Below are 14,462 nucleotides of genomic sequence, written 5' to 3'. Positions count from 1 at the left end.
AGCCTACCAGTTTTTAGAGTTTGGTTTACGGCGATGGGAAGCGAGCAACGCATCATTCTCTTCCTCGAAACTTTGCGGAACGGTGGTCTTACGGGATGATTCCAACCATTTATCCAGCTCATCACGATAGATGTAGAGGTGCTTGCCTTGTTTTATAACAGGAATATCGTCCTTTTTAACCTTGTAATAAAAGGTCGATAGCGGCATTTTGAGATAGGTGCAAGCCTCCTGCACGGTCATGGGAACGTGCGTGTTCTCCTTGACTTCGTTCTGCTTGGAAAGTTTCTCTGTCAGCAGACTTTCCATACTTGCGATTCGGTCGCATAACTCTCCCATCACTTCGGGAAGGTCATTGAATGTGAATTGATTCTTAGACATGATTCAAATAGTTTATTTGTTAAACATGTTACAAACCAACACAATGATACTATGCAGACCTTCGTCATCAGGGAGTAATTTTTCTGTCTGCGACGGAATCATTTCAGTCGGTCAAAACCACTGTCTCATCGTCTGCTTTTTTGAGGCAATTGAAATAATACTCTCCTTTTAAGGGAATGTCAAGTGGAATTTTACAAATACCTGTAGTCCGTAGATTTTTTGATAGATAAAACAGAGTGGCATTTTTCAATTCGTGTGGGAATATGGTTTTTATGAATTCTGCGCATTTTTCCACCGAGATATTCAACCTTATACCGATATTCCATACAAAATGCCGTATATCGAGAGTGTTTAATGGATTGTCGAATTTGGAACGTATGGGCTTGTATAAATCACATTGCCCATGGGCAAAGCACTCTATGTTTTCGTGAAGTGTAATAAGGTCGTTTTTTGAAAGAAATTCAGCCATACTATATGTGGTATATTCGTGCATGACACGCATAATGTCAGCTTGCTGCTCTGCCTTTTCCCGTTCTATTTCAGCTATGCGTTCGTCATAACCATCTGTATAATCATTCTTTGCAATCGGCATTTCTATAACTTCTACTTCCGGGGTAATGGTATCAGCTGGCTGCTTGATTTCAAGTGGGATGGATTCTTTTTGCTTGCCAAAAGAAATACATGCGTTATTCTTGATAAGGTAGCGATAGAAAAATCTTTGAGAGAACGCGCATGAAAGAGTTAAGAGTACGATACTCAATATAATAGGTGTGGTGTATTCCATCAGGTTTATTTGATGGCAGTTGTAAAGATAAGTGGCGATTACCGAGTATGAAGTAACGCTTACCGCAAGTATGAAACTTGCCTTTTTCCTGTGAATTTGAATACTATCTGTCATAATCTATTGTTGTTTGGATGAAATGATGGAGCAAAGTTATAAGCACATTTCCAGATAGTTATAAATAAGTGCAGTAAATCGGTTAATTTTTAAGAAAATATAGGCTTAGAGTATGATAATCCATCGGAAATCATATTCTAAGCCTATGTAATGGGGCAAAATAGGGGAGTTCAGCCTTTGCGTGTCAAAGTGATTTTCTTGCTGGCTTCACGCTTGTTGCTGTCAACGACTTTCATGTAACGCATCGTGGTGGTGATGCTTTTGTGCGCCATCAAGCTTTGTATGGTACGGATGTCTGTACCGGCAGCACCCTGGAGGGTTGCGAATGTTCTCCGATATGAATGGAATGTTATGTTCTTGGTTATTCCGGCAGAACGAATCCACTCTTTCATTGGTACTTGTGTCCAACTACGCATAAGTCCCTTGAATACCAGACCTTTCTTCTCAGAACTGTATCCTATCAGCCCTAATGCCTCCTCGCTGATGGGAATGATGTCTTCCGCTTTGTTTTTCTGTGTGATGATATGTACACATTTCCCTCCGGCAGAGTAGTCCACTATGTCTTCCCAACGTAGGGCGAGGATGTCGCTGATGCGCAAGCTGGTCATACAGGAAAACAGCGATGCGATTTTCACAATAGGCTTTTTACATGGCGTCTCAGCTAACTGGTACAATTCTTCAACAGATAAAGCTTCTTTCATAGTGTCTTCTGTTTCAATCTTTTCCAAGAAGTCATTGACATTGGCCTTTATCATCCCATTACGATATAGTATTTTCAAGAATCCTCTGAAAGTAGACCAGTATCCTGATGCAGAGTTTCGTGTGATACGTCCGTTGCGTCTTAGTTTCTTGGCGTTCAGAAGGTATTCCCGAAACTTGTTGCACAGGTCGATGTCTATCTCCTCAAAAGTACATTTGCCGTGTACGAAGTTCTTGAAATGGAGATAGACGAACTCCCATTTCTGGTCGTGCTTGCGGAGTTGCTGACGATAGTATTCCAAGAAATCACCCTTTAGTTTGTACCGGTCGAAGAAGTCATACCGTTCATTTACGACAGATTCAAATCTGCGGCAACGGATGGCTTCGGCTTTCTCGGTCATTACATCGTTGAAATTCTGCTCACGTTTGTTCTTCGGGTTGGCATAGATATAAATGCCAAGCGATTCGTGACGGATTACTTTCATTGTTTCCTTGTCTCTATATCCCGGATAATAATCCAGATAGAACGACAACATTTTGTTCTTTAGAGGTCTTGTCCTCAATGTTACAGTTTTACATTCGTGCATACTCTACTATATTATATTGTTGTTAATAATTTGCTGCAAACCAACGAAATGGTTCAATGCAGACCTATAATCGTCAGGAGTAATTTTCCTGTCTGTATGGAATAATTTTTCAGGTGACGGATTTTTCAGCCATCACCTTATTAAAATCCTCTTTCAACAGGAACATGGATTTGCCGTGGTGCATCTTTCGGATGTTGTTATACCGGGCATAGTTATAGACATCCTCCCTACGCAAACCATATCTTTCCATCGCTTCAGCTACGCTGTAATACTTTTCCCGTTGGTCGAAACCACCGTTCTTGATAATGTCGATGTGGTCTTTGGAGTATTGAGCCTTGCCATAGACTACACGTGAGGGGATTTTGTGGCGATGCACAAACGAGCATCTGGCATCTTTGCTCATACCGTATATTTCTTCCATCTGCTCTGCGCCAATCCATTCTTTGATATTATCAGCAGCTTTGTATTTGGCGAAGAAACGGTTTACTGCCAGTTGTTCGTAGTAGTTAAATCCTCCGTGACTGATTTTAGGAATGTCGTTTTCACGGCACAGCCTGCAAATGGTTTTCTTGGTCATCTGATATGTGACGGCAATTTGTTCAGACGAGTAGTAGCCATCGGGAATTGTAAAGGGTTCTTTCTGTTCCTGCTGACCGGATTTGCTTTCGCGCTTCTTGGGGATGTATGTGCCGTCCCGGTGCTCACGATATACCTTGTCAAATTCGGTGCGCAATACCATGGTCCGGCTTCCTTGCTTGAACCTAGTTATATCGTATTTATTGACATAATAGCTGATGTTAATTTTGGTAAGCCCGTATTTCTCGGTGATTTCCGAATAGGTATAATAGTCGGGATTCAGTTTGTCCTGCTTTTCTTTGATAGCGTCTATATGGGCACGGGAATAATACACCTCGTGGTGGCGGTTGATTCGGGGAATGTTGTGCCGCAGGGCAAAGGTGACAACGGCATTACGGCTCATACCGTATTTTTCCATGACCTGTTCCGGCGTGTAATAACAGTCCGGATTGATTTCTTCGGCAAGGTCGGCAAAATACTTGTCTATGAGGGTGCGGTTGTAGAATACACGGCTACCTTCTTCAACCTTTGGGATGTTGTATAGTTTGCAACGACGATACAGGGTTTTCTTCTGGATTTGGTATTTTTCCAGAATCTCATTCGTGGTGTAATAGAGGACGGTCTGTTTCCGTCCATAGCTGCGTTTCTTGTAGTCGGGCGCATTGTTGAACATCTTTTCAATGTCGGATTTACGTATGATGGTGCGCCCGCGAAGTTGCAATGCCCGAATGATACCGGCAGCCATGTGTCGGTAGATGGTGGCACGGCTGATGCCTAAAAGGGTAGCGGCTTCGGCAGGGGAGAGGAACGATTTGCTTCCAACAATGCCGACTTCCTGCATTGGTCGCTCGCTTTGCCTCACTTCGTACTCCTGCAATTTCTGCTTGCGCTTCTTGTCCTTGTACGCTTTTTCTGTACACGATTTGCTGCAAAACCGTGTTATCATCGTGTGTGCTATAAATGGTTTGCCGCACCACTGGCATTTTCTCTGTACCTCCATATATTGGTCGCCTTTAATTTCGTCGATTTCGTCTCAACGCATCTCACAATTTCTCACAGCGTTTCACGCTGTGTCTTCTATAGCGGTTCCGCTCATTCTCATAGCGTCTCACATCGTGCCCAAGATGTCGCTATGATGAGTGCGAGAAGCCCGCTTATTTGTTCGGCGGTAGAATTATGGTACAAAAAGATGCTGAAAATCGGCACTCTGTCAGAATTGACAGGAATGAGTATAAAAATAAAAGTCGCTGGATTTCAGCGACTTTATTCTAAATGGTTATGGTTGCTTATGGCTGTTTACAAGCCATCATTTGCCGATGCAAAACTTCTCGAAAATATTTCCCAATATCTCATCATTACTAATCTGCCCCGTAATTTCGCCCAGATAATGCATGCATTCCCTGATATCCTGACTCAGGAAATCTCCCGAAATATTCATTTCCAGTCCATTAATTACACGGAGTATAGCTTCATGGGCTTTTGTTAAGGCCCCGTAATGGCGGACGTTGGTGACGATTACGTCGTTTTGGGATACTTCGGGTAAGGCAGCTGCCTGGATCAGATGCTGTTTTAATGTTTCAGTATTTGCTTGCTGTTTGGCTGAAATATATAACCGGTCAGCAGGAACTTTGCCAAGCAACTTTTGCTTGATAGCAAGTTCTTCCGGTGAGAGTAAGTCGGATTTATTGAATACTAGAATCACTTTTTTACCCTCTGTCTGAGGAATGATTGTTTGAGCTAATTCCTCGATCTGCTCTGACGGACTGGTCAGGTCAATCACCCAAAGGACGATAGAAGCCTGGCGGAGTTTTTGGAAAGTACGTTCGATTCCCAGACTTTCGATCGTATCACTGGTTTCTCGGATACCTGCCGTGTCGATAAAACGGAAGGTGATGCCTGATAGATTGATTGTGTCCTCTATCACATCGCGGGTGGTTCCGTGGATGTCGGAAACGATGGCACGCTCTTCACCGACCAACAGGTTGAGTAAAGTGGACTTACCGGCATTCGTCTCGCCGATGATGGCAACCGGAATACCGTTCTTAATGGCATTTCCTACACTGAATGAATCGGCCAGTTTGTGTATCAACTGTTCGATGTTTGTTGCCAGCTGCTTCAGATTGGTACGGTCGGCAAACTCGACATCTTCTTCGCTGAAATCGAGTTCCAGTTCGATCAAAGAGGTGAAATCGAGCAGTTGGCTGCGTAGTTTAGTCAATTCATTACTGAAGCCCCCACGCATCTGATTAATAGCCAGTTTGTGCATTCCGGCAGAAGTGGATGCGATCAGGTCGGCTACAGCTTCGGCCTGGCTCAGGTCCATCTTCCCATTTAGGAAGGCACGCTGCGTATATTCGCCAGGAAGAGCGGAACGACAACCCTTTTCGATCAGTAACTGGAGGATCTGTTGCTGGATGTAAACCGAACCGTGGCAAGTGATTTCGACGGTATCTTCTCCTGTAAACGAATGAGGGGCGCGGAAGAGGGCGACAAGTACATCGTCGATCAACTCTTCCCCGCGACGGATACTACCGTAGCGTAAAGTGTAAGCTTTCTGGCTCTGAAGATTCTTACCTTCGATTTTAGGAACGAAGATAGTGTCACAAATTCTGATGGCGTCAGTGCCGGATACACGGATGACAGCTACGCCTCCGGCTCCGGGGGCTGTCGATACGGCACAGATAGTATCCTGATTGATCATAAATTTTATATCCTTATACAGTTATTAGTTCATATTCCTGAGTTCCGATTCCAACTTTTTCAGCATGTTCCAGTCCGGCTTGCCAGTTGGTTTCCGGGTGCATGATATGGAATTTGTCACAACCTTCCAAATGATCATGATGAGGCGTTTCTGAAAGACGGTTGCCTGTTTCAAGGATCGGGGCTTTGATAACTATATCGGCACAAGCCTTGTCGAGTGCGACCGGATCGAATGAAGCTGCAATACCCAGGTCTGGGACGATAGCCGCATCATTATGATTCCAACAGTCACATTCGGGAGATACATTCATAATGAAACTGATATGGAAATGAGGTTTATCCTGCAATACGGCTTGTGTGTATTCTGCTATTTTACAATTTAAGTTTACCGAAGTATCCCATGAACCGAGTACGGCACCGTCATATTGGCAAAGAGCCACACATTGTCCGCAACCGACACATTTGTCATAATCGATTACTGCTTTCCTGTTTTCATCCAGGCGGATAGCTTCGTGGCGGCAATGTTTTACACAGATATTGCAACCTTTACACTTTTCCGGATCGATACGTGGTTGGGAGGCTCCGTGCAGTTCCAACTTACCGGCAACACTGGCACATCCCATTCCCAGGTTCTTCAGTGCACCTCCAAATCCGGTCTGTTCATGTCCCTTGAAGTGATTCATACTGATAATAATATCAGCGTCGGCAATAGCCGATCCGATCTTAGGTGCTTTGCAATATTCTCCGTTTATTTCTATTTCACGACACTCCGTTCCTTTCAGACCGTCGGCAATGATCACGTCACATTTGGCGGAGATAGGGTTGAAACCGTTTTCCATGGCACTTTCCAAATGGTCTACGGCATTGGAACGACGTCCGGAATACAAAGTGTTACAATCAGTAAGAAAAGGTTTCGCTCCTAAAGTACGAAGCAATGTAGCCATACGGGCTGCATAATTAGGACGGATATAAGCCAGGTTTCCAGGCTCTCCGAAGTGAATTTTAATCGCTGTGAATTGATTCTTGAAATCAATGTTTGTAATGCCTGCACGTTTTACAAGACGTTCCATTTTGTCCAGCAAATTACTGGATGGAGTCGTGCGAAGATTGGTAAAGTAAACTTTCGATTTGTCCATTCTCTTATTGGTTTTTGTCATGCAAATTTACGTGATTATTGCTATAAAGTGTTACATTTGTATCAAATAGTTTAGTTTATGGACATATACCAAGTAAACCATCAGCAATTGCTGAAGGGGATAAGATGCAATTTTCAGCGATATCTTTATAAACAGATACAGTGGGATGATCGTCTGATTGGAATTTTGGGCTCACAAGGGGTCGGTAAAACAACCTTGTTATTGCAACGGATCAAACAAGCTTTTGATGATTCCGATAAAGCATTGTATCTGGATCTGGACAGCATTCTTTTTCAACGGGAAAAGATGGTCAATGTGGCTATGCAGTTCTATAAAGAAGGAGGGACGCATCTGTTCCTCGATAGTGTACACCGTTATTCAGATTGGATGAACGAAACCAGGAAGTTACTGGAGCGTTGTCCGGATTTACATATCGTTTTTGCCGCTTCTTCGTTACTTCCGGTCTCGAAAGTAATGAGAGGATTTAAAAACCAGGTGTCTTGCTATACGCTGAGTACCATGTCTTTCCGGGAGTATCTATCATATGAGTGTGTGCTGGATTTGCCTCCGATGTCGCTGGACGATCTGTTGGAGAACCATGCAGATGTATCGAGGAATGTTAACGACCAGATTGTCGTGGCTCCTATTTTCCGTAACTATCTGGAGCATGGCTGCTATCCGTTCTACTGGGATGATCCGGATGCTTATCCGTTCCGTTTGCAAGATCGGGTGAGGGATGCGATTGAGATAGATCTGCCGGCTATTTATCCTACCGGCTATCAGGAACTGAATGATATCAAGCGGTTGATGATGCTGGTTTCCGGTCAGCTTCCGGAGCTGTCAGATATGGCGGATTTGGCGAAACGCCTGAAACTGGAACAAGCGGATGTAAAACGATATTTGGAGTATTTGAAAGATGCGGTATGCATAAGGCATTATCAATCGGGCAGGGGACCGGTGCAAAACCGTTGCCGGAAAACTTATTCGGGGAATACCAATTTATTGATGGCTTTTGAAGAAGATGTCAACGACCGTGTCCTGATGGGAGAGACTTTCTTTGTCGATCAGTTGTCGAACTTTGCTACATTGGAATTGCTCGATAATAATGACTTTTTGGTGAATGATAAATATACGTTCATGGTGGGCGATCCTTTAATGGATTACGAACGGATCAGGGATGCTGAAAATACCTTTGCAGCCATTTACGGTCAGCCGAAAAGCCAGAACAACAAGCTTCCGATCTGGTTGTTGGGACTTTGTTATTGATTGATACGTTATAAAAAAATAGATATGATAGATATAATGAAGAACCGGAGGACTATCCGTAAATATACAGAGCAGGATATCCCCGAGGAGTTGTTGAATGAACTGCTGGAAGTTGCTGCTCGTGCATCCAACACAGGAAATATGCAGTTGTACAGTGTCGTTGTTACCCGTGACCGGGCGAATAAGGAGAAACTGTCTCCGGCTCACTTTAATCAGCCGATGATCATGACGGCTCCGGTTGTGCTGACTTTCTGTGCTGATGCTAACCGTTTTGTGAAATGGGCTGAACAGCGTAAGGCTGATGCCGGTTTTGATAATCTGCAAACGTTCATTGCTTCGACCATCGATGCGATGTTATTTGCCCAGGCTTTCTGTGATGCAGCAGAAGAAAAGGGACTGGGAATCTGTTATCTGGGAACGACGGCTTATAATGCCGATAAAATTATCGAAGCGTTGTCGCTGCCGCGTTTAGTCGTTCCTATTGTTACTGTGACAGTCGGTTATCCGGCTCAACCGCTGCCGGAACAGGTAGAACGGTTGCCTTTGGCCGCAGTGGTTCATCAGGAGAGCTATGTCGATTATACTCCGGAATCGATCGATGAACTGTACAGTGAAAAGGAAGCGCTTGAAGTCAATAAACAGTTTGTAAAAGAGAATAACAAAGAAACGCTGGCACAGGTCTTTACTGATGTTCGTTACACAAAGAAGAATAATGAATATTTTTCGGAAGTGTTGTTGAAAGTATTGAAAGACCAGGGATTTATGAAGTAATTTATACTTTATCAGATAAAGGAAGCCTCTTGCTCACGAACGGTTCGAAAAGCAAGAGGCTTTCTCTTTTATAAAATAATCAAAGGTAAATAGAGCCCGGTATTAGTCTGTCTTTAAGCTTTTCACAGGATTTTCGTTTGCCACCCAGTAATTCTGGAATGTTACGGTCATGATTGTAATCACCGATACTATAACGAACGCGATGAGAAATACCCACCAGTACATCGGTGTTTTGTAGGCAAAGTTATCCAGCCAGCGGACAACTACATGATAAGCAATAGGAACCGCCAGGATAAAGCAAAGGCAAAGGATATGCAGATACGTTTTGTTGAACATGATTATTATCTGCAATGCGCTGGAACCTAGAACCCTTCTTACTCCTATCTCTTTACGGCGATATTCACTGTCGAAAACAACCAGACCGAATACGCCGACAATGGATATAAAGATTGCCAGCATGCTGAAGAGGGTTATCAAAGCCGTTGTCTTTTGTTCTTTCTCGTAAAGCAGGTTCAATACCTCGTTGAAGAAACGGATATTAAAAGGATAAGCCGGATCGAAGGATTGAGCGGTCTCTTTTATATGTTCCATCGATTCCTTCAGGTTTGCGCCGCTTTTTACTTTAATATAAGCATATAGAGGTGTTATGCCCCAATTCTCTGTACCCCAGATATAAAAAGCCATCGGTGCTATTTCAGAGCGGAAAGAAGCAAACTTGATGTCGGGAATAAACCCTACAATCTCTCCATTCTCCACTTTTTCGCCAATCTCCAATTCGTATTGTCCGCGGGCTTTTTCATTGAATATATAAACACCGTTTACCGTGTTCTTGTCTTCTTCTCGGAAGTTACGTCCTTCCGAAACGTCAATACCCATTACTTTAAGAAAAGATACATCGACTGGCAGGCATTGAAATCCAATATTCTTATTTTTATATGTACGTGTCCAGCCCATGTATTGGTCGGAACTGGATAACAATACTTCTGCATACGTTACGTCTTCTATACCTGAGAACGTTTTTAATTGGTTCGTAAAAGCATCACGGCTTTTCTGCACCGTATTATTCAGATTCATAACGATTAATTCGTCTTTTTCATATCCTAACGGAGTATTCATCATATAATGGTTTTGCAGATACATGAATAAAGCCGCGATAATCAAAGCAAACGATGTGATAAACTGTACACTGATAAGTGCATTGCGTAACTTTCTTCCTTTAGGCGACAATCCGAAGCTACCTTTCAACACGAGTGCAGGAGGGAACGAGGTCACATAAAACGATGGATATACCCCCGCGAGGAGTCCTGTACCAACAGCTATCAGCGCGGTAACTCCCAATAAAGGAAGGTGAGCATTCAATGATAAGTCGGCATCCATCAATGCGGTTATGGATGTAAGTGACAAAATATATACCCAGATTAAGGACAACAGATAAGCAATAAAACTAACGGAAATAGCCTCTGTCAATAACGACAGGCGTAGAGCGTTTTCTTCGGCGCCCAATACTTTCCGCGTGTTGATGCTTTTGATACGTGTTGGTGTTAAGGCCATAGTGAAGTTGGTGAAATTGATTGCCGCAATAGCAATAATGATGATGGCTATGGCAAATAAAACCGCCAGGGTATTCTTGCTCGCCTTAGGCGTGGTATCGTATGTCGTATCTGTCGTAAAGTGAATCTCTCTGAGAGGGGTTAGCCGTAATCCGACGGAGCTGATCCAGGCATTATTATTGTCCAGTGTGGATAGGTCGAAATTCTTTTTAAAGTTTTCTATCAGATCCTTGCTATTTTCCGGGGCATCCACTCTTATGAATAACTCATAGTTGTTATTATTCCATCCATGTACATTTTCATCTTTGGGAATAGGAAAATAAATATTGTTCGCCACCACGGTGTTGGAAGGAAAATCTTTGTAAACGCCGCCAATCGTGTAATTGATGTCGTTAGCGCGCAATTGCTTGTTTATAGCCGATTCGTTTCCGAACAATTTCTTCGCTATGCTTTGCGGTATTAACACATGCTCCGGTTCTGACAAAGCATTGGCTTTTCCTTCAACCATCTCAAACTCGAACACGTCGGTGTATTCGGGATAAACCCTGACCATCGGTTCCAGATAGCTGACCTTCTCTCCATTCTTGTCGATAGTAAAATAGATTTCCTTTTGCCAGTGAGAAACCAATGCACCTGCTTTAATATGTGGAGATGATTGAAAAAAGATATCGGCCAGCGGACGGTTCGTAAGAACGGTTGCCCCGTCACCCGACGTTCTCTCCACACGGTAGATGCAATCGGCGTTTTTGTGAGACTTGTCAAAGCTCCAGTCATAATTCAATTGCATCAGGATAATCATAAAAGCAGCAAAGGCTATCGATAACCCTAATATATTAAGTGTAGTCGCCATCTTGAAACGGCGTAATACGCTAAAAAAGTTTCTTATTAAAGTTCTCATCTTTTTCTTGTTTTTGCTTGTTAAATGAAATGATTGAATATTGATTACGATGCAAATGTATTTAAGTCTTTGACATAAAAAAAACAGGAGTGTTTATGATATATGCCTTGGCGCAAATAGTAACACAAATGTCACTCCCTGTTACATTTTGTAGTCTGATATTTATATACATTTGCAGAAAATATGATACGTAGAAAATATGATACTCAACTTTATGCCTGATATACGGAAATGGATTTTACCGGCTCTTTTGGCTATTGTTTGTCAGCAATCGATACATTGGGTGATTGACTTCTCATTGGGTAATATGGAGGTGATACCGATTCAACACCTGAAGGAACTGATCATTGCTATTCCATTATTCTATTATGGAAACTGGCGGATGCATGCCTACATAGAGAAGGAAATATATTATGATAAATTTTACAGCGGTCTTTTGAAAGAGTATCTTTTGTGGACATTCTATTTCGCATTAGGCATAATCGTCTATGTTTTCTATACACATCGGCTGTTAAATGCACCGGATTATTTTATGAACTATCTGGTTTCCGTGATAGCTTGTCTTCCTATCCTGTTGTTTTATTATACACTTATACGTGCTGAGTATAATAAGAGGAAATTTGAGTCTTTGATCCTGGAGTTGAAAAAAGTAAATACGGCAAAGGCTGAAGCCGAACTGAGAGAACGCTTATATGAGTCCAAACTTGACTTCTTTACGGATATCGCTCATGAGTTCAGTACACCGCTGACGCTTATTTCAGGACCTTGTAAACTGATCCTGGAACAGAAGAATGTAAATCCTCAGACAATAAAATACGTTCATGTCATTAACCGGAATGCAAAACGTATGAATTTACTGATCAGTGATTTGATGGATTTTAAGCAGATGGAATCTGGTTATAAACGGCCAGAGGTAACCAGCTTGAATGTTTCAGAGATTGCAGACCGGGTGATCGAAGCCTTTAAGGTCGACACGTCAGGCTCGGAAATCAGTCTGATAAGGCAGTATGAACCGGATATCTTTTGGAATTCCGATGAGAAATTTTTGACTACGATTCTGATTAATCTGGTATCGAATGCTGTAAAATACAGTAATGAAGAACCGGTAACAGTCGACATTTCAACGGAGAACGGAAGTCTTAGGATCTTAGTCGTAAACAAAGGGAAAGGCATCAGCAAAGAGGATATCGGGCATATCTTTAACCGATTTACGGTTCTGGATAACTATGGGAAACAAAAAGGATGGAAGCGGAACGGCTTAGGGTTAGCCATTACTGCCGGTATGGTGAAACTTCTCTCAGGAAAGATTAACGCCCGGAGCATTCCCGGTGAGACAACGACTTTTACGGTTGATTTGCCTCCGTTGCAAGTTACTAAAACAGAAAAAGATAATGCGATGGGTACGATTAGTAACTCTCTTATTCCTGAATTTGTTTTACCTCCGATAAAATACAAATATATCGAGAACCGGCCTACTGTCACTGTAATCGATGATGATCCGGAAATGCTTTGGTATATATGTGATCTCTTGTCTTCTGATTTTAATGTATTGCCGATAAACAACTCTTCTAAGACGATTGATATCCTGTCTAATAACCATACTGATATCATATTATGTGATATAATGATGGAAGAAATTGACGGAATTACGCTGGCTGCCTTGTTGAAGTCGGATAAAAGTACCTCCCATATCCCTTTGATCATAATCTCTGCCGTACACGATATTAAGATACAGACAGAAGCGATTCAGGCGGGAGCAGAGTTCTATATCACGAAGCCTTTTGACAGTGAATATCTTAAGACGACGATAAGAGGCCATCTGAATCGTAAGGAAGATTTGAAAGATTACTTCGCCTCTCCGTTAAGCGCTTATGAATTGGATATGGGTAAACTGCAACATGCGGAAGACCGGAAGTTTTTAAAGAAAATACATGCGATTATCAATAAAAACATACAGAACGAGAAGCTGTCTCCTGATTTTATCGCCAATGAATTAGGAATGAGCGTGCGTAGCCTATATCGTAAATTAAAAGAGGTAACCGATAAAGGCCTACAGGAAATTATATATGACGGAAAACTCGCGGTGGCAGAAAACTTACTATTGAAGTCTAAATGCACGATTCATGAGATTGTCTTCAAATCAGGCTTTTCTAACCGTACGAGCTTTTACCGTGCTTTTCTGAAAAAGAATGGTTGTACTCCGAAAGAGTTCATCGAGGCGAATAAAGGAAGATGATCACTCTGGCTTATAGTTTCTCGCTACTTAATATCTGAACTTCATAATGCATGAAAAGCCCGCTTTCTATCACTCCGGTAATGGATTTGATCGCATTTTCCAGGTTGTCCGGGATATTGTCGAAGCGGACATCGAGTATCAGATTGCCGTTTTCGGTGATGACCGGACCGTCTTTGCCTTGTGCCATCCGGAGTTTTATTTCTACCGGACTTAACGACCGTAATGCCTGATCTACATGGATCAACGCATCCGGAAATATCTCTACCGGTACCGGGAAGCGGGAGCCTAATTTCGAAACCATCTTGGAGGAGTCTGCAATAATAAATGTCCGCGGACTGGAACTGATCAGCAGTTTTTCTTTGAACATGGCACCACCGCGTCCTTTTATCATATTGTGATTGAAGTCTATTTCGTCTGCCCCGTCGAAAGTCCAGTTCGGTTTGTGCTCCAGAAGGCTTGTCAAAGGTATGCCGAGTTTAGCACAGGTCATTTTTATTTCTTGGGAAGTCGGGATTGCCCGGATATGAAGTCGCTCATTCCGGATACGTTCGGCAATCTTCAACAGGGCCAGATAAGCAGTCGATCCTGAGCCTATACCGATAATATCATTGTCTGTTACCATAGAGGCTATCTTATCGGCAACCTTTTCTTTCTCCTCCCGGTTGGAAATCTCTTTACCCCATTCCAACGTATCAATGATTGTTTTCTCCCGTTCCATGATATTCTTTACATTATATTATATAAACAGTCGTAAGCTGTTTTATGTT

At 42.6% G+C, this 14,462-nt stretch carries 11 protein-coding genes; 3 read left to right on the top strand and 8 right to left on the bottom strand.

Going from position 1 to position 14,462, the window contains the following annotated elements; all coding sequences use genetic code 11:
- Nucleotides 1–3: 3 nt before the first annotated feature.
- The 6 genes from P3L47_RS00595 to P3L47_RS00570 all read right to left on the bottom strand — a co-directional run bounded on the left by P3L47_RS00595 (nucleotide 4) and on the right by P3L47_RS00570 (nucleotide 6,974).
- Complete coding sequence (locus P3L47_RS00595; protein ID WP_122362327.1) at nucleotides 4–378, bottom strand: helix-turn-helix domain-containing protein; 375 nt, start codon at nucleotides 376–378, stop codon at nucleotides 4–6.
- A gap of 103 nt (nucleotides 379–481) precedes the next feature.
- The gene (locus tag P3L47_RS00590; protein ID WP_122362326.1) at nucleotides 482–1,276 is read right to left on the bottom strand and encodes a hypothetical protein; all 795 of its coding nucleotides are present in this window, start codon (nucleotides 1,274–1,276) and stop codon (nucleotides 482–484) included.
- Between the two features lie 170 nt (nucleotides 1,277–1,446).
- Complete coding sequence (locus tag P3L47_RS00585) at nucleotides 1,447–2,562, bottom strand: tyrosine-type recombinase/integrase (protein WP_122362325.1); 1,116 nt, start codon at nucleotides 2,560–2,562, stop codon at nucleotides 1,447–1,449.
- Nucleotides 2,563–2,671: 109 nt separating this feature from the next.
- A complete protein-coding gene (locus P3L47_RS00580; protein ID WP_122362324.1) occupies nucleotides 2,672–4,138 on the bottom strand; it encodes a helix-turn-helix domain-containing protein in 1,467 nt (488 codons plus the stop codon).
- A 306-nt stretch (nucleotides 4,139–4,444) separates the two neighbouring features.
- Entirely contained in the window at nucleotides 4,445–5,836 is a 1,392-nt protein-coding gene (gene mnmE / locus P3L47_RS00575; RefSeq protein ID WP_199715703.1) for a tRNA uridine-5-carboxymethylaminomethyl(34) synthesis GTPase MnmE, read from the bottom strand.
- A 16-nt stretch (nucleotides 5,837–5,852) separates the two neighbouring features.
- On the bottom strand, nucleotides 5,853–6,974 hold the full coding sequence (locus P3L47_RS00570; RefSeq protein ID WP_122362322.1) for a DUF362 domain-containing protein: 1,122 nt from the start codon (nucleotides 6,972–6,974) through the stop codon (nucleotides 5,853–5,855).
- 78 nt (nucleotides 6,975–7,052) lie between these two features.
- Here P3L47_RS00570 and P3L47_RS00565 point away from each other — a divergent pair, with 78 nt between their 5' ends.
- Complete coding sequence (locus P3L47_RS00565; RefSeq protein ID WP_277782395.1) at nucleotides 7,053–8,240, top strand: AAA family ATPase; 1,188 nt, start codon at nucleotides 7,053–7,055, stop codon at nucleotides 8,238–8,240.
- 24 nt (nucleotides 8,241–8,264) lie between these two features.
- Nucleotides 8,265–9,011, top strand: a complete 747-nt coding sequence (locus P3L47_RS00560) for a nitroreductase family protein (RefSeq protein ID WP_122362320.1) — start codon at nucleotides 8,265–8,267, stop codon at nucleotides 9,009–9,011.
- A 102-nt stretch (nucleotides 9,012–9,113) separates the two neighbouring features.
- On the opposite strand, the gene P3L47_RS00555 is transcribed toward P3L47_RS00560, so the two are convergent.
- Nucleotides 9,114–11,459 carry an ABC transporter permease gene (locus P3L47_RS00555; RefSeq protein ID WP_277782394.1) on the bottom strand — a complete coding sequence of 782 codons (2,346 nt, stop codon included), beginning with the start codon at nucleotides 11,457–11,459 and terminating at the stop codon, nucleotides 9,114–9,116.
- Between the two features lie 199 nt (nucleotides 11,460–11,658).
- On the opposite strand from P3L47_RS00555, the gene P3L47_RS00550 reads away from it, so the two are divergent.
- Nucleotides 11,659–13,695, top strand: a complete 2,037-nt coding sequence (locus P3L47_RS00550; RefSeq protein WP_277782393.1) for a hybrid sensor histidine kinase/response regulator transcription factor — start codon at nucleotides 11,659–11,661, stop codon at nucleotides 13,693–13,695.
- 10 nt (nucleotides 13,696–13,705) lie between these two features.
- Here P3L47_RS00550 and rpiA read toward each other — a convergent pair whose 3' ends face one another.
- On the bottom strand, nucleotides 13,706–14,413 hold the full coding sequence (rpiA, locus tag P3L47_RS00545) for a ribose 5-phosphate isomerase A (RefSeq protein WP_129732253.1): 708 nt from the start codon (nucleotides 14,411–14,413) through the stop codon (nucleotides 13,706–13,708).
- Between the last annotated feature and the right edge of the window lie 49 nt (nucleotides 14,414–14,462).

Origin of the sequence: Parabacteroides chongii, assembly GCF_029581355.1 — a bacterium.
GTDB lineage: Bacteria > Bacteroidota > Bacteroidia > Bacteroidales > Tannerellaceae > Parabacteroides > Parabacteroides chongii.
The sequence above is the reverse complement of the archived record's forward strand: the minus strand, read 5'-3'. Positions and strand labels throughout refer to the sequence as shown.

Excerpts from the sequence above, each read along its gene's own strand:
- P3L47_RS00580 (WP_122362324.1), bottom strand. The coding sequence starts at position 4,138 with ATGGAGGTACAGAGAAAATGCCAGTGGTGCGGCAAACCATTTATAGCA.
- P3L47_RS00555 (WP_277782394.1), bottom strand. The coding sequence starts at position 11,459 with ATGAGAACTTTAATAAGAAACTTTTTTAGCGTATTACGCCGTTTCAAG.
- P3L47_RS00550 (WP_277782393.1), top strand. The coding sequence starts at position 11,659 with ATGATACTCAACTTTATGCCTGATATACGGAAATGGATTTTACCGGCT.
- rpiA (WP_129732253.1), bottom strand. The coding sequence starts at position 14,413 with ATGGAACGGGAGAAAACAATCATTGATACGTTGGAATGGGGTAAAGAG.
- P3L47_RS00595 (WP_122362327.1), bottom strand. The coding sequence starts at position 378 with ATGTCTAAGAATCAATTCACATTCAATGACCTTCCCGAAGTGATGGGA.
- P3L47_RS00585 (WP_122362325.1), bottom strand. The coding sequence starts at position 2,562 with ATGCACGAATGTAAAACTGTAACATTGAGGACAAGACCTCTAAAGAAC.
- P3L47_RS00590 (WP_122362326.1), bottom strand. The coding sequence starts at position 1,276 with ATGACAGATAGTATTCAAATTCACAGGAAAAAGGCAAGTTTCATACTT.
- P3L47_RS00565 (WP_277782395.1), top strand. The coding sequence starts at position 7,053 with ATGGACATATACCAAGTAAACCATCAGCAATTGCTGAAGGGGATAAGA.
- P3L47_RS00560 (WP_122362320.1), top strand. The coding sequence starts at position 8,265 with ATGATAGATATAATGAAGAACCGGAGGACTATCCGTAAATATACAGAG.
- P3L47_RS00570 (WP_122362322.1), bottom strand. The coding sequence starts at position 6,974 with ATGGACAAATCGAAAGTTTACTTTACCAATCTTCGCACGACTCCATCC.